This is a genomic window from Sagittula stellata E-37, from assembly GCF_039724765.1.
Taxonomy (GTDB): Bacteria; Pseudomonadota; Alphaproteobacteria; order Rhodobacterales; family Rhodobacteraceae; genus Sagittula; species Sagittula stellata.
Map to the genome: position 1 here is coordinate 1,016,352 of NZ_CP155729.1, position 22,451 is coordinate 1,038,802.

The 22,451-nt window shown below is 66.3% G+C and carries 21 protein-coding genes; 16 read left to right on the forward strand and 5 right to left on the reverse strand.

Going from position 1 to position 22,451, the window contains the following annotated elements; all coding sequences use genetic code 11:
• Window positions 1-5 precede the first annotated feature (5 nt).
• The 3 genes from ABFK29_RS04810 to ABFK29_RS04820 all read right to left on the reverse strand — a co-directional run bounded on the left by ABFK29_RS04810 (window position 6) and on the right by ABFK29_RS04820 (window position 4,087).
• Complete coding sequence (locus ABFK29_RS04810) at window positions 6-1,391, reverse strand: class I SAM-dependent methyltransferase (RefSeq protein WP_005855194.1); 1,386 nt, start codon at window positions 1,389-1,391, stop codon at window positions 6-8.
• The gene (locus tag ABFK29_RS04815; protein WP_157136376.1) at window positions 1,391-2,764 is read right to left on the reverse strand and encodes a class I SAM-dependent methyltransferase; all 1,374 of its coding nucleotides are present in this window, start codon (window positions 2,762-2,764) and stop codon (window positions 1,391-1,393) included. Before ABFK29_RS04815 ends, ABFK29_RS04810 begins: the two co-directional genes overlap by 1 nt.
• A gap of 363 nt (window positions 2,765-3,127) precedes the next feature.
• On the reverse strand, window positions 3,128-4,087 hold the full coding sequence (locus ABFK29_RS04820; RefSeq protein ID WP_040604041.1) for an L-malyl-CoA/beta-methylmalyl-CoA lyase: 960 nt from the start codon (window positions 4,085-4,087) through the stop codon (window positions 3,128-3,130).
• Between the two features lie 252 nt (window positions 4,088-4,339).
• Here ABFK29_RS04820 and dgcN point away from each other — a divergent pair, with 252 nt between their 5' ends.
• The 4 genes from dgcN to ABFK29_RS04840 all read left to right on the forward strand — a co-directional run bounded on the left by dgcN (window position 4,340) and on the right by ABFK29_RS04840 (window position 8,024).
• Window positions 4,340-5,341 carry an N-acetyltransferase DgcN gene (gene dgcN, locus ABFK29_RS04825; RefSeq protein WP_005855200.1) on the forward strand — a complete coding sequence of 334 codons (1,002 nt, stop codon included), beginning with the start codon at window positions 4,340-4,342 and terminating at the stop codon, window positions 5,339-5,341.
• 154 nt (window positions 5,342-5,495) lie between these two features.
• On the forward strand, window positions 5,496-6,458 hold the full coding sequence (dgcA, locus tag ABFK29_RS04830; RefSeq protein WP_005855203.1) for an N-acetyl-D-Glu racemase DgcA: 963 nt from the start codon (window positions 5,496-5,498) through the stop codon (window positions 6,456-6,458).
• A 102-nt stretch (window positions 6,459-6,560) separates the two neighbouring features.
• On the forward strand, window positions 6,561-7,157 hold the full coding sequence (locus ABFK29_RS04835; protein WP_040604126.1) for a GDP-mannose pyrophosphatase: 597 nt from the start codon (window positions 6,561-6,563) through the stop codon (window positions 7,155-7,157).
• Window positions 7,158-7,160: 3 nt separating this feature from the next.
• Window positions 7,161-8,024 (forward strand): D-amino-acid transaminase, encoded by an 864-nt coding sequence (locus tag ABFK29_RS04840; RefSeq protein ID WP_005855207.1) that lies wholly within the window; start codon window positions 7,161-7,163, stop codon window positions 8,022-8,024.
• 4 nt (window positions 8,025-8,028) lie between these two features.
• Here ABFK29_RS04840 and ABFK29_RS04845 read toward each other — a convergent pair whose 3' ends face one another.
• Window positions 8,029-9,228 carry a TIGR03862 family flavoprotein gene (locus ABFK29_RS04845; protein ID WP_005855209.1) on the reverse strand — a complete coding sequence of 400 codons (1,200 nt, stop codon included), beginning with the start codon at window positions 9,226-9,228 and terminating at the stop codon, window positions 8,029-8,031.
• Window positions 9,229-9,326: 98 nt separating this feature from the next.
• On the opposite strand from ABFK29_RS04845, the gene ABFK29_RS04850 reads away from it, so the two are divergent.
• On the forward strand, window positions 9,327-9,620 hold the full coding sequence (locus tag ABFK29_RS04850) for an HNH endonuclease (RefSeq protein WP_005855211.1): 294 nt from the start codon (window positions 9,327-9,329) through the stop codon (window positions 9,618-9,620).
• A 60-nt stretch (window positions 9,621-9,680) separates the two neighbouring features.
• Window positions 9,681-10,067, forward strand: coding sequence for a tol-pal system-associated acyl-CoA thioesterase (gene ybgC / locus ABFK29_RS04855; RefSeq protein WP_005855213.1), 387 nt, complete (start codon window positions 9,681-9,683; stop codon window positions 10,065-10,067).
• A 16-nt stretch (window positions 10,068-10,083) separates the two neighbouring features.
• On the opposite strand, the gene ABFK29_RS04860 is transcribed toward ybgC, so the two are convergent.
• Window positions 10,084-10,596 (reverse strand): hypothetical protein, encoded by a 513-nt coding sequence (locus ABFK29_RS04860; RefSeq protein WP_005855214.1) that lies wholly within the window; start codon window positions 10,594-10,596, stop codon window positions 10,084-10,086.
• Between the two features lie 214 nt (window positions 10,597-10,810).
• Between ABFK29_RS04860 and tolQ the strand changes: the two genes are divergently transcribed.
• The 10 genes from tolQ to ABFK29_RS04910 all read left to right on the forward strand — a co-directional run bounded on the left by tolQ (window position 10,811) and on the right by ABFK29_RS04910 (window position 22,401).
• Entirely contained in the window at window positions 10,811-11,506 is a 696-nt protein-coding gene (gene tolQ / locus ABFK29_RS04865) for a protein TolQ (protein WP_005855216.1), read from the forward strand.
• A 3-nt stretch (window positions 11,507-11,509) separates the two neighbouring features.
• Window positions 11,510-11,983, forward strand: coding sequence for a protein TolR (gene tolR / locus ABFK29_RS04870; RefSeq protein WP_005855218.1), 474 nt, complete (start codon window positions 11,510-11,512; stop codon window positions 11,981-11,983).
• A gap of 12 nt (window positions 11,984-11,995) precedes the next feature.
• Complete coding sequence (locus ABFK29_RS04875) at window positions 11,996-13,114, forward strand: hypothetical protein (RefSeq protein WP_005855220.1); 1,119 nt, start codon at window positions 11,996-11,998, stop codon at window positions 13,112-13,114.
• A gap of 227 nt (window positions 13,115-13,341) precedes the next feature.
• Window positions 13,342-14,640 (forward strand): Tol-Pal system beta propeller repeat protein TolB, encoded by a 1,299-nt coding sequence (gene tolB / locus ABFK29_RS04880; RefSeq protein WP_005855222.1) that lies wholly within the window; start codon window positions 13,342-13,344, stop codon window positions 14,638-14,640.
• Between the two features lie 93 nt (window positions 14,641-14,733).
• Window positions 14,734-15,261, forward strand: coding sequence for a peptidoglycan-associated lipoprotein Pal (pal, locus tag ABFK29_RS04885; RefSeq protein WP_040604044.1), 528 nt, complete (start codon window positions 14,734-14,736; stop codon window positions 15,259-15,261).
• A 19-nt stretch (window positions 15,262-15,280) separates the two neighbouring features.
• The gene (locus ABFK29_RS04890; protein ID WP_005855226.1) at window positions 15,281-16,081 is read left to right on the forward strand and encodes a tetratricopeptide repeat protein; all 801 of its coding nucleotides are present in this window, start codon (window positions 15,281-15,283) and stop codon (window positions 16,079-16,081) included.
• A 121-nt stretch (window positions 16,082-16,202) separates the two neighbouring features.
• The gene (gene tilS, locus ABFK29_RS04895) at window positions 16,203-17,585 is read left to right on the forward strand and encodes a tRNA lysidine(34) synthetase TilS (RefSeq protein ID WP_085983408.1); all 1,383 of its coding nucleotides are present in this window, start codon (window positions 16,203-16,205) and stop codon (window positions 17,583-17,585) included.
• Window positions 17,586-17,667: 82 nt separating this feature from the next.
• Entirely contained in the window at window positions 17,668-19,590 is a 1,923-nt protein-coding gene (gene ftsH, locus ABFK29_RS04900) for an ATP-dependent zinc metalloprotease FtsH (RefSeq protein WP_005855230.1), read from the forward strand.
• A gap of 264 nt (window positions 19,591-19,854) precedes the next feature.
• A complete protein-coding gene (locus tag ABFK29_RS04905; protein WP_005855232.1) occupies window positions 19,855-20,442 on the forward strand; it encodes an MOSC domain-containing protein in 588 nt (195 codons plus the stop codon).
• A 282-nt stretch (window positions 20,443-20,724) separates the two neighbouring features.
• The gene (locus ABFK29_RS04910; protein ID WP_005855234.1) at window positions 20,725-22,401 is read left to right on the forward strand and encodes a formate--tetrahydrofolate ligase; all 1,677 of its coding nucleotides are present in this window, start codon (window positions 20,725-20,727) and stop codon (window positions 22,399-22,401) included.
• Window positions 22,402-22,451 lie beyond the last annotated feature (50 nt).

Here is a 22,451-nt window from a genome sequence, read left to right on the forward strand (position 1 = left end):
GGCGGTCAGACCGCGATGCCCAGCGTCGCCATCCTGTCCGCAAGACCGAAACTGTCTTCCGCCTCGCCGGCAATGACCGCGCGATGCGCCTTCATGCCGAACTGGATCGGGCCGCCCCAGGCCGGCGACATGAAGCCCGGCATCGGCTTGCGGGATTTCAGACGGCGCATCATCGCGGCATTGAACCTGTCGCAGCCGTCCTGCGCGGCCTCGCGTTGCGCTTCGGGCCGGAGGTCCAGCAGGTTGCCCGACACATAGGCCGTCATCACCACCTGGAACGCCTGCGCGGCGGGCACGTCCAACGCCGCCATGCAGTCGCCGAAGGTCCGCCCGCCGTCCCCGGCCAAATCCTTCAGCCCGTCCAGCACATCGTCGGGCAACCCGCGCTTGAGCTGGTCGCCGACCGAGGGGTGGGTTCCCATTTCAAGCGCCGGGTCCCAGGGCACCACCTCGATCCCGCGCATGTTGTCGACCATGGCCGGGCCGGACATCTTCATCGCGCCACGGTGGAACAGGTCGTTGCGGAAGGTCCGGCGCAGCAACAGGTCGCGCGCCGTCTCGCCCCATCCGCCGTCCACGGCCTTCTTCAGGAAGTCCATCTCGGCGGCATCGAGGTACAGCGCCTCCATGTGCTCCACCAGCACCGCCGGCCCGGCAAAGGCCATCTTGGCGCGCTCCAGCGGCCGGCCGAGGTCTTCCATCCACTTGCCCGTGCCGAAGGGGCTGGCGATTTCGTGCGCCAGGAAGTGGTCCGGTGCCTCGCTCAGCTTGTTCCACAAAAGCTCCATCTGCGGATAGCCGTCGGCCATCATGTCGACCCAGGCCTGCGCGGCGGCCCGTGCCGGGCCATACCGTTCGTCTGCCGACCGCGCCATGGGGGCCGAGCGGAAGATCTTGCGGACCGGCGCCAGCGAGCACCATCCCGCCGCCGCGTTGTAGCCGAAGTAGGCCACCGCCCCCGGCGCCATCCAAGTGCCCAGCACGTCGACGATCTCTTCACGGACCTCCGGCGGGACCCAGGTCCAGACACCATGCGCGGCGGCGAAATCGTACTTTTCGGCGGGCGGGTTGGCCGCCATCTCGGCAAAGCTGCCCTCCAGCACCTCGATGTTGGTCAGGCCGATCTCGGCGATCAGGCGGTTCGCCATGACGATGTGCTCGGGCATGAAGTCGTAGCCGGTGAACTCCGCCCACGGATAGGCGGCGGCCAGGCCGATCAGCGTCATCGCCGACCCGCAACCCAGTTCGAGGAAACGGAACGGCTTGCCCGGATCGGGGCAGCTCAGCCCGCCGAAGTGCATCGCCTGCGCCCACCGCCATGGCGTGATCTCTGTCTGGATGGCGTCGATGTAGGCGCTGTCGGTGGGGTATCCCTGGGACCAGTCGGACATCACGCCACCCCCAGCATGCGCAGCCGCCGGGCAAGATCCGGGCCCGGCTCGCCCTCGGCCAGCGCCGTGCGGTGCGTCTCTTCCTGAACCTCGATTGCGCCGCCGATCACCGGCGAGACAAGGCCGGGCGAGGGCGCCCCGGTCTGCAACCGCCGCAGCATCGCCATGTTGAACCGGTCGCACCCTTCTTCTGACGCGGCGATCTGCTCTGCCGGGCGCCTGTCCAGCAACTTGCCCGAGGCAAGGGCCAGCATCGCGATCTGGAAGGTCTGCGCCGGGTTGTCGCCCAGCACGTCCGCGCAATCGCCCAGTGTCGCCCCCTCTGCCGCGCGGGCATGCAGCGCGGCGACCAGGTCGTCCTGAAGGTGGTGTTTCAGCCGCCGGTAGATCCCGAGGTGCGTGGTCAGGCGGATCTCCTGGTCCCACGGCACCACGTCAAGCGCGCGCATCCGCGCCACCATTTCGGACGCGCCGAGGAACGGCGCCCCACGGTGGTACAGGTCCTTCCGGAAGAAGCGGCCATGCAGCAGGTCGCGCGCCGCCTCGCCCCAGCCCTCCGCCACCGCCTGCCGCAGCAGGTCGAGGCGCGGCTCGTCGAGGAAGGGGCCGTCCATGTTCTCGGCCAGGACCGCCGGGCCGCCATAGGCCATCTTGGCATCCGCCAGGGGGGCGGCGACCTCCTCCATCCACACGCCGGTGCCATGCGGGTTGCCCAATTCGTGCGCCAGGAAATGGTCGTCGCGGTCGGCCATCGTCGCCCAGTGCGCCCGCACGCCCGGGTTGGTCTCGCCCATCAGCGTCAACCAGTGCGACACCGCCTCGCGCGCGGGACCGTAGGGGTTGCCCGGCGGGCCTTTCGGCACCTCGGCAAAGATCTTGCGGATCGGCTCGGACGCGGCCCAGCCAGCCGCCGTGTTGTAACCCACGTAGAACACCGCGCCCGGCGCCAGCCACCGCCCCATGACCGCGACGATGTCGCGGCGGACAGTCTCCGGCACCCAGGTCCAGACGCCGTGCGCGCTGGCAAAGTCGTATTTCTCTGCCGGGGTCTCCTGCGCCATCTCGGCAAAGCTGGCCTCGCGCACCTCGACGTTGGTCATCCCGGTCTCGGCGATCAGCGCGTTGGCCTGCATCACGCATTCCGGCATGAAGTCGTAGCCTGTGAACTCCGCCCACGGATAGGCAGCGGCCAGACCGATCAGCGTGGTGGCCGACCCGCAGCCCAGTTCGAGGAAACGGAACGGCTTGCCCGGGTCCGGTGCGTCGCGCCCGGCGAAGGCCAGTGACTGGTGCCAGCGCCACGGAGAGATCGCAGGCTGGATGGCATCGATGTAGACGGAGTCGGTCGGGTAGCCATTGGACCAGTCGGACATGCGTTTTCCCATTTCAGAAAAAATCGTTTTGTTCGAATTGTCGAAAGCCTGCGAGGAAGTTGACCGAAAGGCAAGGGCAGGGTTTCCGGACCCGGCTGGTATGGACGTTGGGCCTGATGTGGACCGCGTGCACACGCAGGCGTGATCGGCGATTTGTGCTGCGCCGCGGCAATTCGGTGAATTTTGGCGATCCGGGCGGGAAACCGGGAAATTGGCACCGTTCGATGGTTAACAACCGGCCGGTTCAGGGGGGCGAACCGGCCGGGACTCACCATAATAAATGGTTAACGGGGCGTGGTTGACGCCCCGTTCGGTCTGTTTCGACGATGTTCAGCCGATGCGGCATCCCCCGTTAAAAGGGTCTCACATCCCGGCGATCAGATCGGCCTGCTTCACGATGACTTCTGCCTGCTTCATCGAGGCGATGTCGATCAGCTTGCCCTTGTAGGTCGTGGCGCCTTCGCCGCGCGCGGTGGCCTCCTGCATGGCGGTCAGGATGGCGCGGGCGTCCTCCACCGCGGCGTCGGTGGGGGTGAAGACCTCGTTGGCCAGCGCGATCTGCTTGGGGTGGATGGCCCACTTGCCCACCATGCCCAGCGTGGCGGAACGCAGCGCCTGCGCGCGGAAGCCCTCGTCGTCCGAGAAGTCGCCGAACGGCCCGTCCACCGGCAGCACGCCATGGGTGCGGCAGGCGGCCACGATGGCGGCCTGCGCCCAGTGCCAGGGGTCCGACCAGTACTTCTGGCCCTCGCGGTGCATGTAGTAGTTTTCCTGCGTGCCGCCGATACCTGTTGTGGCCATGCCCATGGAGGCCGCAAAATCTGCCGCGCCGAGGCTCATGGCTTCGAGGCGCGGAGAGGCGGCGGCGATCTCTTCGACATGGGCGATGCCGGCGGCGGTTTCGATGATGCACTCGAACCGGATGGGCTTCTTGCGGCCCTTCGCACGCTCGATGGAGGTGACGAGCGCGTCGACCGCATAGATATCCGAGGCACAGCCCGCCTTGGGGATCATGATGCGGTCGATCCGCTCCGATCCCTGTTCCAGCAGGTCGACGACATCGCGATACCAGAACGGCGTATCGAGCCCGTTGATCCGCACCGAGAGGGTCTTCTTGCCCCAGTCGATATCGTGGGTGGCGGCGATCGTCTGCGCGCGCGCCTTGTCCTTGTCCCCAGGGGCAACGGAATCTTCAAGGTCGATGTTTATGACGTCCGCAGCAGAGGCCGCCATCTTCTCGAACAGCGACTCGCGCGACCCGGGGCCGAACAACTGACAACGATTCGGAACGGCGGGCGCAATCGGTTGAAGTCGGAACGACATGAGGAGGGGCTCCTTCGGTTGAGTAAGGAAATTGCGTGATCTTCGCGTGACGGGTTATTAAATTACCGAATGCTGCGCAAGCAAAATGCGTGTGCCACGGTATGCAACGGTTTGTGCAATGCGAGATTCTTCGCCATTTTGCCGGTTTTTTCGCTGATTCTTGTCAGAATCTCCGTTTGTCCCATGTAATCGCAAGCTTGTTGCGGTGGATTGCGGCCATGATCCCCGCAAGACCGATTTGCGGAGACGACCATGATTCAGACGCCCTATCTTCTTTTCCTCGGCGATGCGCCGGACCCGCTGGCCGCAAAAGTGGCCCAGGGGATTCGCGACTGGCGGCCGGAGAACTGTGTCGGACAGTTGCGCATGGACGGCTGCAAGGCCGACATGAAACTGCCGGACATGACGCTGGAAGAGGCGAAGGCCGCCGGGGCGAAGACGCTGGTGATCGGCGTGGCCAACCGGGGCGGCAAGATCTCGGCGGCGTGGAAGAAGGTGCTGGTCCAGGCGCTGGAGGAGGGCTTCGACCTCGCCTCCGGGCTGCACAATCTCCTGCGCAACGAGGCCGATCTCAAAGCGGTGGCGGAGGCGACCGGCCGGACCCTGCACGACGTGCGCGTACCGGTCGTGGAGTATCCGATCGCCGACGGCACGAAACGCAAGGGCAAGCGTGTGCTGGCCGTGGGCACCGACTGTTCGGTCGGCAAGATGTACACGGCGTTGGCGCTGGACAAGTCGATGCGCGAGGCGGGCATGAAGAGCACGTTCCGCGCCACCGGCCAGACCGGCATCCTGATCACCGGCGACGGCGTGCCTCTGGACGCGGTGATCGCCGACTTCATGGCGGGGTCGATCGAATGGCTGTCGCCCGACAACGACGAGGACCACTGGGACGTGATCGAGGGGCAGGGCAGCCTGTTCCACGTGTCCTTCTCGGGCGTGACGCTGGCGTTGATCCACGGTGGCCAGCCCGACGCCCTGATCCTGTGCCACGAGCCGACCCGTACGCACATGCGCGGCCTGCCGGGCTATGCGCTCCCAACGCTGGAGCAGGTCCGCGACGCGGCCCTGTCGATGGCGCAGGTGGCGAACCCGGACTGCAAGGTCGTGGGCGTGTCGATCAACACCCAGCACATGAGCGAGGAAGAGGCCGCGCGCTACTGTGCGGAGACCGAGGCACGCCTGGGCCTGCCCACGGTGGACCCGTTCCGCCACGGCGCCGACCGTCTGGCGCAGGCCCTGGCGGGGGTCTGACACGGGGCCGGCGGGTGGGCCGGCCTTCGGCCGGACGCTCTTCCTTCGGAAATCGCCCCACCCACCGTCCCTTCAAGGTCTTCCGTCCCGGCGCCGTGCTGGTGTCCCGGACGGAGACGAGTATTTTCAAAGCGAAGAAACGGGGGGAGTGCCCATGATCGAGGTCAGGCGCGACGTCTTCCGCCTTGCGGAAGCCTTCACCATCAGCCGCGGATCGCGGACCGAAGCGCAGGTGCTGACGGTGTCCGTCAGCCGGGACGGGATCACCGGGCGGGGCGAATGTGTGCCTTATGCCCGTTACGACGAGACGCTGGACAGTGTGGCTGCGGAGATCGCCGGCCTGCCGGAAGGGATCTCGCGGGCGGACCTGCAAGAGGCGCTGGAACCGGGGGCGGCCCGGAACGCGGTCGACTGTGCCTTGTGGGACCTTGAGGCGAAGGTGTCGGGCAGGCGGGCCTGGGAACTGGCCGGGCTTTCGGCGCCCGGGCCCGAGATCACCGCCTATACCCTGTCGCTGGACACGCCGGAACGGATGGAGGCCTCGGCCCGCAAGCATGCGCACCGGCCGCTTCTGAAGATCAAGCTCGGGACGCCCGACGACATGCCGCGGCTTGAAGCCGTGCGGCGCGGTGCGCCGGAGGCCCGGATCATCGTCGACGCCAACGAGGGGTGGAGCGCGGCGGTCTATGCCGATCTCGCGCCGCATCTCGTACGGCTTGGCGTTGCCCTGGTGGAGCAGCCCCTGCCTGCCGGGCAGGACGACGCGCTGATCGGGCTTGAGCGTCCTGTGCCGCTTTGTGCCGACGAAAGCTGCCATGACAGGGCGTCTCTCGCGGCGCTGAAGGGCAAGTACGACGTGGTCAACATCAAGCTCGACAAGACCGGTGGGCTGACCGAGGCACTGGCCCTGCGGGAAGCGGCGCTGGCCGAAGGCTACGGGATCATGGTCGGCTGCATGGTCGGGTCGTCTCTGGCAATGGCGCCCGCGGTTCTGGTCGCGCAGGGGGCCGGCGTGGTCGACCTCGACGGTCCGCTGTTGCTGGCCGAGGACCGCGATCCGCCGCTGACATACGACGCCGACGGTGTGCATCCGTCCGACGCGGCGCTTTGGGGCTGAGATGCGTCGGGGCGGTCGGGGGCAGACCTTCGGGCAGGCTGTTGCGTGGCGGCGGGTGACCCTGTCTCCGGCAGGGGGGCCGGGGCGCGGTACTGCATGGCCATGACGGGACCGCGAGGGGATACGGCCTGGGAGGTGCTGGAGACGCGCCTCTTGTCCGACAACTGGGCGCGGCTGACGACCTCGCTGCTGCGGGTGAGGCTGCGCGACGGAACGGTGCAGGAGCAGTGGCGCGAGGCCTACGACCGGGGCGACGGTGCGTGTATCCTGCCGTTCGATCCGGTACGCCGCCACGTCCTGCTGGGCCGGCAGTTTCGCTGGCCTGCGGCGCAGAACGGCGACGACCCCTTCCTCGTGGAGGCGGCGGCCGGACTGCTGGACGACGCGGCGCCTGAGGCCCGGATCCGTGCCGAGGCCCAGGAAGAGCTCGGCCTGACGCTCGACGTCCCGCGTTTTCTCTTCTCGCTCTACATGTCGCCGGGGTCGGTGACGGAGCGTCTGCATTTCTTCTCGGCCACCTACGGCGCCACCGACGCGCAGGCGCGTTTCGGCGGGCTGCGGGAGGAGGGCGAGGAGATCGAAATTATGGACATCCCGCTGAAGGAGGCCTTGACCATGATCGAAGATGGCACCATCCGGGATGCAAAGACCGTGATCCTGCTGCAATATGCGGCACTGCACCTGATGCCGGAGGACTGACCCATGACCCGCACCGTCTACGTGAACGGAGAGTTCCTGCCGGAGACCGAAGCCAAGGTCTCCATCTTCGACCGGGCCTTCCTGATGGCCGACGGCGTGTACGAGGTGACCTCGGTGCTCGACGGCAAGCTGATCGATTTCGACGGTCATGCGGTGCGCCTCGAGCGGTCGCTGAACGAGTTGGACATCCGCTCTCCGATGACGAAGGAGCAGCTGCTGGAAATCCACCGCGAGCTGGTCGAGATGAACGGGATCGAGGACGGGCTTGTCTATCTTCAGATCACGCGCGGAGCGCCCGGAGACCGCGACTTCGTCTTCCCGGACCCGGAGACGACGGAACCGACGGTCGTCCTGTTCACCCAGAACAAACCCGGGCTGGCGGACAGCCCGGCGGCGAAGAAGGGGATGAAGGTCATCTCGATCGAGGATCAGCGCTGGGGCCGTCGTGACATCAAGACGGTGCAGCTTCTCTATCCGTCGATGGGCAAGATGATGGCGAAGAAGGCCGGTGCCGACGACGCCTGGATGGTGATGGACGGCTACGTGACCGAGGGCACCTCGAACAACGCCTATTACATCAAGGGCAACACCATTGTTACCCGCGCGCTGAGCAACGACATCCTGCACGGGATCACCCGCGCGGCGGTGCTGCGATTTGCGGCCGAGGCGCAGATGAAGGTGGAAGAGCGCAACTTCACCATCGAAGAGGCGCAGCAGGCCGACGAGGCGTTCATCACGTCGGCATCCTCCTTCGTGATGCCGGTGGTGGAGATCGACGGGGTTCCCCTGGGCGATGGCCGGCCGGGACCGAAGGCGGCGCGCCTGCGGGAAATCTACCTTGAGGAAAGCCGCAAGGTCGCGGTCTGATTCATCACTTGACGTAGGCGGCCGCGTGGCGTCCGGCCCAAAGGCCGGTGGCGAGGCAGGCTGTCAGGAGGTAGCCGCCGGTCGGCGCCTCCCAATCCAGCATTTCCCCGGCACAGAACGTGCCGGAAAGGCCCTTCAGCATCAGACCGGTGTCGAGCGCGTCGAACGGCACGCCCCCGGCGGTGGAGATCGCCTCGTCCATGTGGCGCAGCCCGGCGTGGCGGATCGGCAGTGCCTTGACCAGTGCCGCCAGCGCCTCGGGTCCGTTCGGCAGGGGGCGCGCCATCTCCATCAAGAGGCCGAGCGCGGCAGGGGGCAGGCGGAGCGCCTTGCGCAGGGCGTTCGATTGGCTCTGCTTACCGCGCGGCCGCGACAGCCTTTGCGACAGAGCCTCGACGGTCACATCCGGCATCAGGTCAAGGGTCAGCGGGTGCCCGTCGCGCAGTGCGGGGGTCAGCGGATAGAGGCCGCCGCCCTCCAGCCCACGCCGCGAGATGACGGCTTCGCCGCGGTTTTCCAGCGTGCCCGCGCGGAACGTGACGTTCTTCAGCGGTTCGCCGAAGTGGCGCTCCATATGCGCGGACCACGCGACCAGCAGGCCTGCGTTCGACGGGGCGAATGGGGCGAGCGGGATGCCCTGCACACTTAGGAGGTCGGCCCATGCGCCGTCCGAGCCGAGCCGCGCCCAGCTCGCGCCGCCAAGGGCCAGAACGGTGGCGCCGGGGTGGAGGGTGCGGGGACCGTCGGGGGTATCGAAGCGGGGCGCCCCGGTCTCCCAGCCAGTCCAGCGCCAGCGGGTGTGGCGCTCCAGCCCCATCGTGTCGAGCCGCGCCAGCCATGCCCTGAGCAAGGGAGAGGCTTTCATGGCGGCAGGGAACAACCGTCCGGTGGAACCGGTAAAGCAGGGCTGACCCAGTCCTTCGGCCCAGCGGCGCACTTGGTCCGGACCGAATGCGTCCAGCATGGGCGTAAGCCACTGCGCACGTTCGCCGTAGGCGCGAAGGAAGGCGTCTTGGGGTTCGACCTTCGTCAGATTCAGTCCGGACTTGCCCGCCATGAGGAACTTGCGCGCAAGGGACGGCTTGGCCTCGGCCAGCGTGACGGGCACCCCGGCCGAGAGCAGCGCGTCGGCGGCCATCAGTCCGGCGGGGCCGCCGCCGATGACCAGCGCGAAGCGGTTCCGGGGAAAGGGCAGGGATGTCATGTCCCCTGCTTACCCGCGCCGCGCGCGGCAGGACAGAGGGTACGCGGGCTTGATCCCGGCAAAGTCCCGGCCAGATCATCGGGGTGAAAGGACCCCATATGGCCGATCCGATCTGTCCCCTGTGCCTGCGCCCCATCCCGCCCGAGGCAAGGCAGAGCCTGCACCACCTGATCCCTAAGCTGAAAGGCGGGAAGGGCGGGCCGACCGTGCTGTTGCACCAGATCTGCCATTCGGAAATCCACGCCCGTTTCACCGAAGCGGAACTGGCTCGGGACCTCGATACCGTGGACAAGCTGCGCGCGCACCCGGATCTCGCGGGTTTCCTGAAGTGGGTGGCGAAGCGCCCGCCCGCTTTCCACAGCCGCTCTGCCGGGGGGCGGCGCAAGCGCTGATCTTGCGCGTTGCCGGGTCAGCGGCTACCCCTCGGAGCGGAAGCAAGCAGGGGGCGGGCCATGCACATCTATCCCATCCGGGTCTACTACGAAGACACCGACATGGCGGGGATCGTCTACCACGCCAACTATCTCAAATACATCGAACGGGCGCGGTCTGACTGGGTGCGCGAGCAGGGGCTCGACCAGAATGCCATGCGCGAGGAGGATGGGATCGTCTTCGTCGTGCGCCGGATCGAGGCCGATTACCTCGCCACCGCGAAGTTCGACGACCGGCTGGAGGTGCGCACAACCGTGCGGAGCGTCACCGGTGTCCGGCTCGTTATGTCGCAGGACGTGATGCGCGGCGAAGAGCTTGTGTTCCGGGCAGAGGTGACGGCGGTTTGCGTGACCTCGGACGGCCACCCGGTGCGTCTGCCAGAGGCGTTGCGCCTCAAGGTTCACTGACCCGCGCGATTGCGGGTCAGTGCGACTGGTCCGGCAACCGGTAGCGGGAGTGAAACTCTGCCCCGCCGCCGCCGGGTGCGGTGTGAATGACGATCTTCCAGGGTTTCCCGCTGCCGGGGGCGCTTTCGTGAAGCACGACACGTGCGTATCCCAACGCATCGGCGGCGATGTGGCCGAACAGGTAGAGGTTCATCATGAACCGCGAACGTGCCCCTGAAGGGCTGGGCGAGATCAACGTCATCTGCCGGTCCGACGCATCGGCGATCATGATGGGCTCGTCCAGGCGGGCAATGGCTGCGTCCACCTCGCGCGCTACGTGCGCCATGGTCGGTCGGTCGGGCCGGGCGCTGCGGACGGCATTGGCACTGTGATCTGCCGCAAGCGCATAGGCCGATTCCGCCATGAACAGTTCCGCGTCGTGCCGCCCGAGGTGCGCCTCGTAGACCTCGGCGACGTTGTCCAGAACCGTGCGCAGGTAAGGCTTGTGCTGATCCGGCCCGTGTGCCGCGGGCTGGCTGGTTTCCCTCATGGTGTCCTCCCTCGGCCGATCTTGCCGCACACCGGCAGTAATCTGAACAGGCTGACCGCGTAAATCCGTTATTTTCATCATCGGTGGCAGGGATTCGCGCATGCACGGCGTGCCGTGGCGCGGAATCGCCAAACCCGTGGCCAATGGCCTGTATTTCCGTTACATGTGTGGCAAATCAGAGCCCCAACAGGGCCGACAACGAAAGAGCAGGTTCATGGAAGCAGACACGCTTGCCCTCGCGCAGGGCATCGACTTCTCGTTCTGGGCATTGTTCGCACGCGCGACGCTGACTGTGAAACTCGTGATGATCATGCTGATCGCCGCGTCGATCTGGTCGTGGGCGATCATCATCGAGAAGTTCGTCAGCTACCGCAAAGCCCGGCGCGAAGCGAGCCGCTTCGACCGAATGTTCTGGTCCGGAGAGCCGCTGGACGAGTTGTTCGACCAGTTGGGGCCGGAACCCAAGGGCCGGTCCGAACGCGTGTTTGCCGCTGGTATGATCGAATGGCGTCGCTCGCACCGCGAAGACGGAGCGCTCATCGCCAACGCACAAAGCCGGATCGACCGCTCCATGGACGTTGCCATCCAGAAGGAGGCGGACGAGCTTCAGCGCGGGCTGCCGGTTCTGGCGACCGTCGGGTCTACCTCGCCGTTCATCGGTCTGTTCGGTACGGTGTTCGGGATCATGCACGCCTTCGTCCAGATCGCCGAGACGCAGAACACCTCGCTGGTCGTCGTGGCGCCGGGCATCGCCGAGGCGCTGCTGGCCACCGGTCTCGGCCTGCTGGCGGCCATCCCGGCTGTCATCTTCTACAACAAGTTCTCCGCGGACGCGGACCGTATCGTCGGCAATTACGAAGCCTTCGCGGACGAATTCTCCACCATCCTCTCACGCCAGCTGGATTCCTGATCCATGGGGGCGGGTGTCATGAAATCCGGGGGCGGTGGAGGCAAGCGCCGGAGACGCGGGCGCCGCAAGTCCGCGCCCATGGCCGAGATCAACGTCACGCCTTTCGTGGACGTGATGCTCGTGCTGCTCATCATCTTCATGGTTGCGGCGCCGCTCCTGACGGTCGGTGTGCCGGTTGAACTGCCGAAGACCGCCGCCCAGGCGTTGCCACAGGACACCGAAGAGCCGCTGACCGTCACGCTCGCTTCTGACGGTACGGTGCTGATCCAGGCGACCGAAGTGCCCCGCGACGATCTGGTTAACCGCCTCCGCGCCATCGCGGCGGAACGGTCGGACGACCGCGTCTACCTTCGGGCCGATGGAACCGTCCCCTATGAAAGCGTCGCCCAGATCATGGGCGCGCTCAACGCCGGTGGCTTTTCGTCCATCGGGCTGGTCACGGACGTGGGTGGTCCGGGGCTCGACGGACAGGACTGAGGTCAGGCGCCGGTGTCGCGGTCTCTTTACATATCTGCCGGGGGGCACGCCTTCCTCTTCGCGTGGCTGCTGCTGGGCGACCTTTTCGACGCGCCACCGCCAGAGATGCAGATCGCCGACGTGACCGTGATCTCCGAAGAGGAGTTCGCCGCGCTGTCCGCGCCGCCGTCCTCGGAGACCGAGGTGCTGGAACCGACGCCTGCGCCAGAGCCGGAACCGCAGCCTGCGCCAGAGCCGGAACCGGAGCCGGAGCCCGCGCCCGTCCCGGAACCCGAACCCGAACCCGCGCCGCAGCCGGAGCCGCTGCCTGCGCCAACGCCGGAACCCGATCCGCTGCCCTTGCCACCGTCGCCGGCGCCCGTGCCGCAGGTGCTGGCCCCGGAAAGCTCGCGCCGTCCGCAGCCGCGTCCCGCCCCGCGCGTGGCCGATGAACCCATCGCGCCGCCCGATCCGGAGGCGGTGACCTCCGAGGACACCCAGACCGCCGCCGACCCCGACGCTGAAAGCCCGGACGTGGCCGAGGAAACGCAGGAGTCGACCGCCCCGCCGGAAACCACGACCGAGATCGTGACCGAGGCGGAAGAACCGTCGGGTCAGCCGCTTGCGCCGTCGTCGTCGATGCGTCCGCGCGGTCGCCCGGAACAGGTGGCCTCCAATCCCGAACCGGCGCCCGAGACACCGGCACAGCAACCGCCCGCTTCTGAGCCGGAGACCGACAGCGCTCCTGCGAACGATCCGGTCGCGGACGCTCTGGCTGCGGCCATCGCCGAAGAACTGTCCGGAGGCGGCGGCGCGCCCGACGCCCCGAGCGGCCCACCCCTGACGAGCGGAGAGCGGGAAGGTCTGCGCATCGCGGTGCAGGCGTGCTGGATCGTCGACGTCGGCAGCCAGGCGGCGGACGTGAAGGTGACTGTCGGCTTCGACCTCGACCGGGAAGGCCGGGTCGCGGGCAACGTGACGATGATCGGCGCGGAAGGCGGATCGGGCGCGGCTGTGGACACGGCCTTCGGCGCTGCCCGCCGCGCGATCCTGCGCTGCCAGGGCGATGGCTACCAGTTGCCGCCCGAGAAGTACGACCAGTGGAAGCGGGTCGAGATCACCTTCAACCCGGAAGACATGCGCCTGCGCTGATCCCGGCGACCACCCACAGTTGTGCAGCTGCCGCGGCGGCATGAGGGCTGTCACGCGCCGCTAACGTGAGCGTGTAGGCGATTACCCGCTGAAACCGCCGTCAAGGGGTGTTTTGCGTGCATGAATTGCGCTGTATGTTATGTGCACGCGGGCGTCAGATCCGTGCGGCAGATGGTGGGCAGATCCCGAGGAGGGTTTCCATGAAACGAGTGGCATTGGCGTGCCTCATGATGGCGTTTGCGGTTTTTCAGGGCGTGCTCCCGGCCGTAGCGCAGGAGCCTCTCCGGCTGGAGATCGACCGGGGCATCGTCGAACCGATGCCCATCGCTATTCCCTCCTTTGTGGCAGAGACCCCCGCCGCCCAGGAATACGCCGATCAGCTGAGCCGTGTCGTCGCGGAGGATCTGGTCGGCACCGGCCTTTTCCGCGAGATCCCGCGTGACGCGCACATCTCGCGCGTGTCGACCTTTGCGGCGCCGGTGCAGTTCGCCGACTGGAAGGCGATCAACGCACAAGCGCTGGTCACCGGCGCGGTCAGTGCCGACGGATCCGGTCGCGTGGTCGTCAAGTTCCGCGCCTGGGACGTGTTCGCCGAGCGTGAGCTGGGCGAGGGGATGCAATTCGCCTCTTCCGCAGATGGCTGGCGTCGCCTGGCACACAAGGTCGCAGACCAGGTCTATTCGCGCCTGACCGGCGAAAGCCCCTATTTCGACAGCCGCGTCGTTTTTGTGTCCGAGACTGGACCGAAGGACCAGCGTCAGAAGCGGCTGGCGATCATGGATTACGATGGCGCTAACGTGCAGTACCTGACTGACAGCAGCTCCATCGTGCTTGCACCACGCTTTTCCCCGACAGGCGGCCAGGTGCTTTACACCTCCTACGCCACAGGTTTCCCGCGCATCCACATTCTCGATGTAGGCGCGGTCCAGAGCCGTATTCTGCAAGCCAACGAAGGCGTCATGAGCTTTGCGCCGCGCTTTTCGCCGGATGGGCGGATGGTGGTCTATTCGATGACGCAGGGATCGAACACGGATATCTGGGCGATGGATGTGGCCTCGGGCGCAACGCGGCGCCTGACATCGACCCCGGCGATCGAAACGGCGCCGTCGTTCTCTCCGGACGGCTCGCGGATCGTGTTCGAATCGGACCGCAGCGGCACGCAACAGCTTTACGTGATGCCCGCGAGTGGCGGCGAAGGAACCAGGATCTCGTTCGGCGAAGGCCGTTATGGCACGCCGGTCTGGTCCCCGCGCGGCGACCGCATCGCCTTTACCAAGCAGAACAAGGGCCGCTTCCACATCGGCGTGATGAATACCGACGGTTCTGAAGAGCGGCTTCTGACTGCGTCCTTCCTGGACGAGGGCCCGACATGGGCGCCCAACGGCCGCGTCATCATGTTCTCGCGTGAGACGCAGGGCGCGCAGGGCGCATCGGCGCTTTATTCCGTGGACATCTCCGGACGGAACCTGCGTCGGGTCCGCACTCCGGCGGGCGCCTCCGACCCGAGCTGGGGACCGCTCCAGTGACCAGGTTAACGTGATTCCCAAGACCCGTTGTATGTGGTAACCTGCCGCAAACAACATATGCGCACAGGCGCAAGACAGAGCAGGATGACAGTGATGAGCAAACTTCCCATAGCGATGATGCTGGTGGCGGCCTTTGGCCTCGCCGCATGTGCCAATCCAGACCGTTTCGGCGCGAACGGTGCCAACGACGCCTCGCGCAACGGTGGCGGCGTTTCGAGCGGGGTCATTCCGGGCAGCGTCGACGACCCGACCTCGACGGCGTACTTCAACCAGCGCGTCGGCGACCGCGTGCTGTTCGCCGTCGACCAGTCCAGCCTCTCGCCGGAGGCGCGCACCGTGCTGGACGGCCAGGCGCAATGGCTGATGACCAACTCCGATTACATGGCGGTGATCGAAGGTCACGCCGACGAACAGGGCACCCGCGAATACAACCTCGCGCTCGGCGCGCGCCGAGCCAATGCGGTGATGGAATACCTCGTGTCCCGGGGCGTGTCGCAGAGCCGCCTGAAGTTCGTCAGCTACGGCAAGGAGCGTCCGATCGAGATCTGCTCCGAAGAGGCGTGCTATGCCAAGAACCGCCGCGCGGTGACTGTCATCGCCGCCGGATCGTTGATGGGCTGAGCCGATGCGCTGGGGGTGGATGGTAGCGGCGGTCATCGCCGCCGCGCCGGTTCAGGCAGAGACGCTTGCCGATGTGAAGCAGGACCTCGCTGTCCTGTCGGTCGAGGTGCAGAAGCTGAAGCGGGAGCTGTCCACCACGGGCAGTTCGACGGTCCAGGTCTCCGGCGACGTGTTGCAGCGGCTGAATACCATAGAGTCCGAGCTGCAGCGTGTGACGGCCAAGGCCGAACAACTGGAGTTCCGCATCGGCAAGGTCGCGGAGGACGGCGGCAACCGGATAAGCGACCTGCAGTTCCGGGTGTGCGAGCTGGAACCCGGCTGCGACCTGTCCTCGGTCGGACAGGGCACGGCGTTTGGTGGAGAAGCCGCGCCTGTGGCCGACGCGCCGATTGCCCAGGGCACCGACGATCTGCCGTTCGGCGGCGAACTTGCGGTCAGCGAAGAAGCCGATTTTCGCACCGCTCAGGACGCGCTGGACACGGGCGACCATGCCCGTGCGTCCGACCTGTTTGCCAACTTTCGCCAGACCTACCCGGGCAGCCCGCTGGAATCCGCCGCGCTGGTGGGCGAAGGGCAGGCCTTGGAAGCGCAGGGCGACACGCGCGAGGCGGCCCGGCGTTACCTCGATGCCTATTCCCGTTTTCCGGACGATCAGGTTGCGCCTGAGGCCCTGTGGCGGCTGGGAGAGACACTGGGCAAGCTGGGATCCGTATCGGAGGCCTGCGTGACCCTGGCCGAGGTCGGCAACCGTTACCCCGGCTCGGAGGTCATCAACGCGGCGGTGGACAGCCGCATCGCGCTTGGTTGCCCGATGGAGTGAGATGCGCCGCGCCCGACGCCCCCAACCGGGCCGCATCGGCAACTCGACAGCTTGAAGAGCAGGTATTTTTACCAAGATGAAGGGGCCGCCGGTGAGCCTTGACCAGCGTTTCGCGGAAGAGATGGGGGCCCTTCTGGGGCCTTCTTTTCCTTCCGAGATCGGGCTGGCGGTTTCGGGGGGCGGCGATTCCATGGCCATGCTGGCGTTGGCGCATGGGTGGGCCCGGGTGTTCGGCGTCCGCCTGTGGGTGGTGACGGTCAACCACGGTTTCCGCGAGGAGGCCGCGGCGGAAGCCGAGATGGTCGCGGCGGAATGCGCCGTACTCGGCTGGCCGCATGCCTCGCTGCACTGGTCGTGGGACGGACACGGCAACGCCATGGAGGCCGCGCGCGAGGCGCGTGTCCGTCTGATCGCCGGGTGGCGGGGACGGCTGCGCCATGTGTTGATGGCGCATACGCAGGACGATGTGGCGGAGACCTTCCTGATGCGGCTGGCGCGCGGGTCCGGTGTCGACGGTCTGTCGAAAATGCAGGCGCGCCGCGTCGTCGATCAGCCGCGGCTTGGCGTGGGCGCGCTGGCGCCGATGCTTGGCGAGGCGCCTGCGGCGGAGGGGTGTCGTTATCCCGTGATTGTGACAGCCGATGGCACGGCCGGGCGTGACGCTGGCGTAGACTGGTGGGTCGAGGGCGAGACTTTCGAGATCCTGCGGCCCTGCCTTGCGATGCGGCGAGCGGATCTGCGGCACTACGTGCGCGTTCTGCAGGTGCCCTTCGTGGACGATCCGTCGAACGAAAACCCGGCCTACGCCCGCGCGCGCATTCGGGCGGCGCTTCCCGGCCTGTCCGGGCTGGGGTTGGACGTCCCGACCCTTGCTGCGACGGCGGAGCGCATGGCCCGGGCGCGGAATGCGCTGCGGCTTCAGGCGGCGGACGCATGGGAGCGGATCGGACACGAGGCGCGGCATCGCGGCGCGGCGACCGGTGACCTGCTTCTGGAACGGGACGGTTTCGCCGGGCTGCCGCGCGAGGTGCAGCTGCGTCTGCTCGCGGCCGCGATAGGCTTCGTTTCGGGCACGGTGCGGCGTCCCCGGGCTGCGCGCCTGGAAGAGGTTCTGGACCGGGTCCTCTCGGGTGGCGGAGGCACGCTGGGCGGTTGCGAGATCCTGGCGGAGCGCACGCACATCAGGGTGTTCCGGGAATATGCGGCGCTTGAGGCTATGGCCGGGAACGACGATCCGCTTTGGGATGGCCGATGGCTGCTGACACCCGAGGCCCGGCAGAAGATGGGGCCGGTTCGGCTGAGGCCTCTCGGCGATGCCGGATGGCAGTCCCTTAGCCGGGAGGAGCGGGAAGGTCTGACCTACCGCGCGGCCCGATCACTGCCGATGGTGGCGACCGGGGCCGGCGGCGCACGGATCAGCGTGGCGCAGGGCACGCGCGACATCCTCTACAGGCCGTTCGGTAAGGACGGGCTGACGTTTGCCGCGTTCCTCATGACGCATTGAACCCGGGCCACATATCTCTATGTTAAGCTGAAACGGCGTCCACCTCTCGGGCGCCCGGTTCCGTCTGCAAAGGAGTCCCCTCTTGGGCAACGCTCGCAACATCGCCTTCTGGGTCGTCTTGTTCCTGCTGATCCTCGCGCTTTTCAATCTGTTCTCGGGCAACAATCCGACCCTGCAAAGCCGTGAGACCGGGTACTCCGATTTCGTGAAGGCGGTCGAAAGCCAAAATGTGTCATCCGCCACCATCGACGGCGAACAGGTGCGGTACAGCACCAACGACGGGCAGGATTACGTCACGATCAAGCCCGAGGACGCGGAGGTGACCAACCTCCTGCTAGACAACAACATCCCGATTTCCGCAAAGAGCCAGGAGTCGTCGGGCTTCCAGGTCTTCCTGCTGAACCTTCTGCCGTTCCTGTTGCTGATCGGCGTGTGGATCTACTTCATGAACCGCATGCAGGGCGGCGGCAAAGGCGGCGCCATGGGCTTTGGCAAGTCCAAGGCCAAGCTGCTGACCGAAAAGCATGGCCGCGTGACATTCGATGACGTGGCGGGCATCGACGAAGCCAAGGAAGAGCTGGAAGAGATCGTCGAGTTCCTGCGCAACCCGCAGAAGTTCTCGCGCCTCGGTGGCAAGATCCCCAAGGGTGCGCTGCTGGTCGGCCCTCCGGGCACCGGTAAGACGCTGCTGGCGCGTGCGATTGCAGGCGAGGCGGGTGTGCCGTTCTTCACGATCTCCGGCTCCGACTTCGTCGAGATGTTCGTCGGCGTCGGCGCAAGCCGTGTCCGCGACATGTTCGAGCAGGCGAAGAAGAACGCGCCTTGCATCGTCTTCATCGACGAGATCGACGCCGTGGGCCGCGCCCGTGGTCAGGGCTATGGCGGTGGCAACGACGAGCGCGAGCAGACGCTGAACCAGCTTCTGGTCGAAATGGACGGTTTCGAGGCGAACGAGGGTGTGATCATCATCGCTGCCACCAACCGTCGCGACGTGCTGGACCCGGCGCTGCTGCGTCCCGGCCGTTTCGACCGTCAGGTCACCGTGCCGAACCCGGACATCAAGGGCCGCGAGAAGATCCTTGGCGTGCATGCGAAGAAGACCCCTCTGGGGCCGGACGTCGACCTGCGCATCATCGCGCGCGGCACGCCGGGCTTTTCCGGGGCCGATCTGGCAAACCTCGTGAACGAGGCGGCACTGATGGCCGCACGCGTGGGACGGCGGTTTGTCACGATGGTCGACTTCGAGAACGCCAAGGACAAGGTCATGATGGGCGCGGAGCGGCGCTCCATGGTCCTGACCGACGACCAGAAGGAAAAGACCGCCTACCACGAGGCCGGCCACGCCATCGTCGGCCTGTCGCTGCCGCAGTGCGATCCGGTCTACAAGGCGACGATCATTCCGCGTGGCGGTGCCTTGGGCATGGTGGTCTCCCTGCCGGAAATCGACCGTCTGAACTGGCACAAGTCCGAGTGCGAGGAGAAGATGGCGATGACCATGGCGGGCAAGGCCGCCGAGATCATCAAGTACGGCGAACCAAACGTGTCGAACGGACCTGCGGGCGACATCCAGCAGGCCTCTGCACTGGCTCGTGCGATGGTTCTCCAGTGGGGCATGTCGGACAAGGTCGGCAACATCGACTACCGCGAGGCAGCGGAGGGGTACTCTGGCAACACCGCGGGTCTGTCGGTTTCGGCAGAGACCAAGCGTCTGATCGAGGAAGAGGTGCGCCGCTTCATCGCCGAGGCTTACGATCGCGCATTCCAGATCCTGACGGACCGCAAGGACGACTGGGAGCGGTTGGCCAAGGGTCTTCTGGAATACGAGACCCTGACCGGCGAAGAGATCGAGCGGGTCATCCGGGGCGAACCGCCGCAGTCCGAGGACGGCGAAGGCGGCTCTGGTGCCGCGGTCGAGGAGAAGAAACCGAGCCTCACCGCCATTCCGAAGACCCGGCCGAAAAAATCGGGAGAAGAAGGCGGTCTGGAGCCTGAACCCTCTGCCTGAACGGCACAGATAGTGTGAATAGTGACCCCGGGATCTAAGGCAGATCCCGGGGTCATTTTTTTCGGCCCTCGCGCGGATCGGAATTTTACCCGGACGCATGCCAGACCCGCAAAGACGGATGGCGTTGCCGGGCCCGCCTTCCGGCGGCGGTTCTTCACGCTCCACGTCTGAACTGTCCACGAAACGGGACTGATCGCCGTATCTACTTGCGAAGCCCGCCGCACCGGCTTTACCTGCACGCGCAAGGAACAGGCGGAGGGCGGGATGCCGGCTTTGAAACCGACGGAATGGACGGCAGAGATCATCTGGCTCGGGGTCGTCACGGACATGGACCGCAAGGCGTTGATGGCGGAGCCGGTCGAGGCGGTCGACCTGACTTTTGCAGGCATGGCAGGCTCGGTGCATGGTGGACAAACGCGGAAATCTTGTTCGCGCGTCACGTCGCAATACCCGCGCGGCACGCAGATCCTGAATGAACGGCAACTGAGCATCGTCAGTGCCGAGGAACTCGAACAGATCGCGGCGGCGATGGGCGTCGATACCGTGAATCCGGCCCGGCTTGGCGCCAGCATGGTGATCCGCGGCATACCAGACTTCACTTTCGTTCCGCCGTCTTCCCGGCTGCAGGCGTCCTCTGGCGCGACCGTCGTGGTGGACATGGAGAACCGCCCCTGCCAGCAACCGGCCCGCAGCCTCATGCAGGAGATCGGCGATGCGGCGAAGGGCTTCCGCAAGGCGTCGGACGGGCGCCGCGGCGTGACGGCTTTCGTGGCGCGCGAAGGACGCGTCGCGCTCGGGGACAGGCTGGTGCTTCACGTGCCCGATCAACGGGCCTGGCGGGGCAACGCCTGACGCCGTCATGACGCCGGGACGGGATACCGAGCGTCTTGGGCCGACATGCGAGGTGGATGCGCCGAAGGTCTGCCTTTCTCCAACTGGCGTGAGCGGCAACACTCCGCCCGAGTTCCGGCGTGGAATGCTGGGCCCGGTCTTCCCGACCAACTCTTCATACCGCGGTACAACGCCCGGTGCGCCGCATCGTCGCGGCGAAATGTCGGATTCACAGAGACGGGCGGCCTGAGGACCGCTAACAATCCGGACAATTCATGAACTGCCAGCAGGGAGGCAAGCAACATGGCCCACAAGTCGGACATCGAAATCGCCCGCGAGGCCCAAAAGAAGCCGATCCAGCAGATTGGCGACGCCCTGGGCATTCCGACCGAGTACTTGCTGCCCTACGGACACGACAAGGCAAAGATCAGCCAGGCCTTCATCGACTCCGTGCAGGCACGCCCGGATGGCAAGCTGATCCTCGTGACGGCGATCAATCCGACGCCTGCGGGCGAAGGCAAGACGACCACCACCGTCGGTCTGGGCGATGGGCTTAACCGCATCGGTAAAAAGGCGATGATCTGTATCCGTGAGGCGTCCCTTGGTCCGAACTTCGGCATGAAAGGCGGCGCGGCAGGCGGCGGTTATGCGCAGGTCGTGCCCATGGAGGAGATGAACCTTCACTTCACCGGCGACTTCCACGCGATCACCTCGGCGCATTCGCTGCTGTCGGCGATGATCGACAACCATATCTATTGGGGCAACGAGGCGCAGATCGACCAGCGTCGCGTGACATGGCGCCGGGTGGTGGACATGAACGACCGCTCGCTGCGGCAGATCACCTCCTCCCTCGGCGGAGTGTCCAACGGGTTCCCGCGCGAAGACGGTTTCGACATCACCGTCGCGTCGGAGGTCATGGCGATCCTCTGTCTCGCGAAGAACCTCAAGGATCTGGAAAAGCGGCTGGGGGATATGATCGTGGCCTACCGCCGCGACCGCTCGCCGGTGTTCTGCCGTGACATCAAGGCGGAGGGTGCGATGACCGTTCTGCTGAAGGACGCGATGCAGCCGAATCTGGTCCAGACGCTGGAAAACAACCCGGCCTTCGTGCACGGCGGCCCGTTCGCCAATATCGCGCACGGCTGCAACTCCGTCATCGCGACGACCACGGCGCTGAAGCTGGCCGATTACGTGGTGACGGAGGCGGGCTTTGGCGCGGACCTCGGCGCCGAGAAGTTCATGGACATCAAGTGCCGCAAGGCCGGGCTTCGCCCGGACGCGGTGGTGATCGTGGCCACGGTGCGCGCGATGAAAATGAACGGCGGCGTGGCCAAGGCCGACCTCGGGTCCGAGAACGTACAGGCGGTCAGTGACGGCTGCGCGAACCTGGGCCGCCACATCGAGAACATGAAGAAGTTCGGTGTGCCTGCGGTGGTGGGCATCAACCATTTTGTCACCGACACCGACGCGGAAGTGCAGGCGGTCATCGACTACTGCGCGTCGCTGGGAGTGGACGCCATTCTCAACAAGCATTGGGCCGAGGGGGGCGCGGGCATCGAGGAAACCGCGAAGAAGGTTGTCGAACTATGCGAGGGCGGTTCGGCCAACTACGCGCCGCTCTACGGCGACGCGATGCCTTTGGCCGAGAAGATCGAGACGGTCTGCAAACAGATCTACCGCGCAGACGGCGTCGTGATGGATGCAAAGATCCGGAGCCAGCTCAAGGAATGGGAAGACCAGGGGTACGGTCACCTGCCGGTCTGCATGGCGAAGACGCAGTATTCCTTTTCGACCGATCCGGGCCAGCGCGGCGCGCCGACGGGCTTTGACATCCCCGTGCGCGAAGTGCGGCTGTCGGCGGGGGCCGGGTTCGTTGTGGTCGTCTGCGGCGAAATCATGACCATGCCCGGCCTGCCGCGCGTACCTGCCGCCGAGACGATCCGGCTGAACGCCGACGGTCTGATCGAGGGGCTGTTCTGATCCGGTCCTGATCCTATCGGAAACGGCGGGACGGCGCTCTTCTTCGAATT

Coding starts and splice junctions, on each gene's coding strand:
- ABFK29_RS04810 (WP_005855194.1), bottom strand. CDS start 1,391: ATGTCCGACTGGTCCCAGGGATACCCCACCGACAGCGCCTACATCGAC.
- ABFK29_RS04815 (WP_157136376.1), bottom strand. CDS start 2,764: ATGTCCGACTGGTCCAATGGCTACCCGACCGACTCCGTCTACATCGAT.
- ABFK29_RS04820 (WP_040604041.1), bottom strand. CDS start 4,087: ATGTCGTTCCGACTTCAACCGATTGCGCCCGCCGTTCCGAATCGTTGT.
- dgcN (WP_005855200.1), top strand. CDS start 4,340: ATGATTCAGACGCCCTATCTTCTTTTCCTCGGCGATGCGCCGGACCCG.
- dgcA (WP_005855203.1), top strand. CDS start 5,496: ATGATCGAGGTCAGGCGCGACGTCTTCCGCCTTGCGGAAGCCTTCACC.
- ABFK29_RS04835 (WP_040604126.1), top strand. CDS start 6,561: ATGACGGGACCGCGAGGGGATACGGCCTGGGAGGTGCTGGAGACGCGC.
- ABFK29_RS04840 (WP_005855207.1), top strand. CDS start 7,161: ATGACCCGCACCGTCTACGTGAACGGAGAGTTCCTGCCGGAGACCGAA.
- ABFK29_RS04845 (WP_005855209.1), bottom strand. CDS start 9,228: ATGACATCCCTGCCCTTTCCCCGGAACCGCTTCGCGCTGGTCATCGGC.
- ABFK29_RS04850 (WP_005855211.1), top strand. CDS start 9,327: ATGGCCGATCCGATCTGTCCCCTGTGCCTGCGCCCCATCCCGCCCGAG.
- ybgC (WP_005855213.1), top strand. CDS start 9,681: ATGCACATCTATCCCATCCGGGTCTACTACGAAGACACCGACATGGCG.
- ABFK29_RS04860 (WP_005855214.1), bottom strand. CDS start 10,596: ATGAGGGAAACCAGCCAGCCCGCGGCACACGGGCCGGATCAGCACAAG.
- tolQ (WP_005855216.1), top strand. CDS start 10,811: ATGGAAGCAGACACGCTTGCCCTCGCGCAGGGCATCGACTTCTCGTTC.
- tolR (WP_005855218.1), top strand. CDS start 11,510: ATGGGGGCGGGTGTCATGAAATCCGGGGGCGGTGGAGGCAAGCGCCGG.
- tolB (WP_005855222.1), top strand. CDS start 13,342: ATGATGGCGTTTGCGGTTTTTCAGGGCGTGCTCCCGGCCGTAGCGCAG.
- pal (WP_040604044.1), top strand. CDS start 14,734: ATGAGCAAACTTCCCATAGCGATGATGCTGGTGGCGGCCTTTGGCCTC.
- ABFK29_RS04890 (WP_005855226.1), top strand. CDS start 15,281: ATGGTAGCGGCGGTCATCGCCGCCGCGCCGGTTCAGGCAGAGACGCTT.
- tilS (WP_085983408.1), top strand. CDS start 16,203: ATGGGGGCCCTTCTGGGGCCTTCTTTTCCTTCCGAGATCGGGCTGGCG.
- ABFK29_RS04905 (WP_005855232.1), top strand. CDS start 19,855: ATGCCGGCTTTGAAACCGACGGAATGGACGGCAGAGATCATCTGGCTC.
- ABFK29_RS04910 (WP_005855234.1), top strand. CDS start 20,725: ATGGCCCACAAGTCGGACATCGAAATCGCCCGCGAGGCCCAAAAGAAG.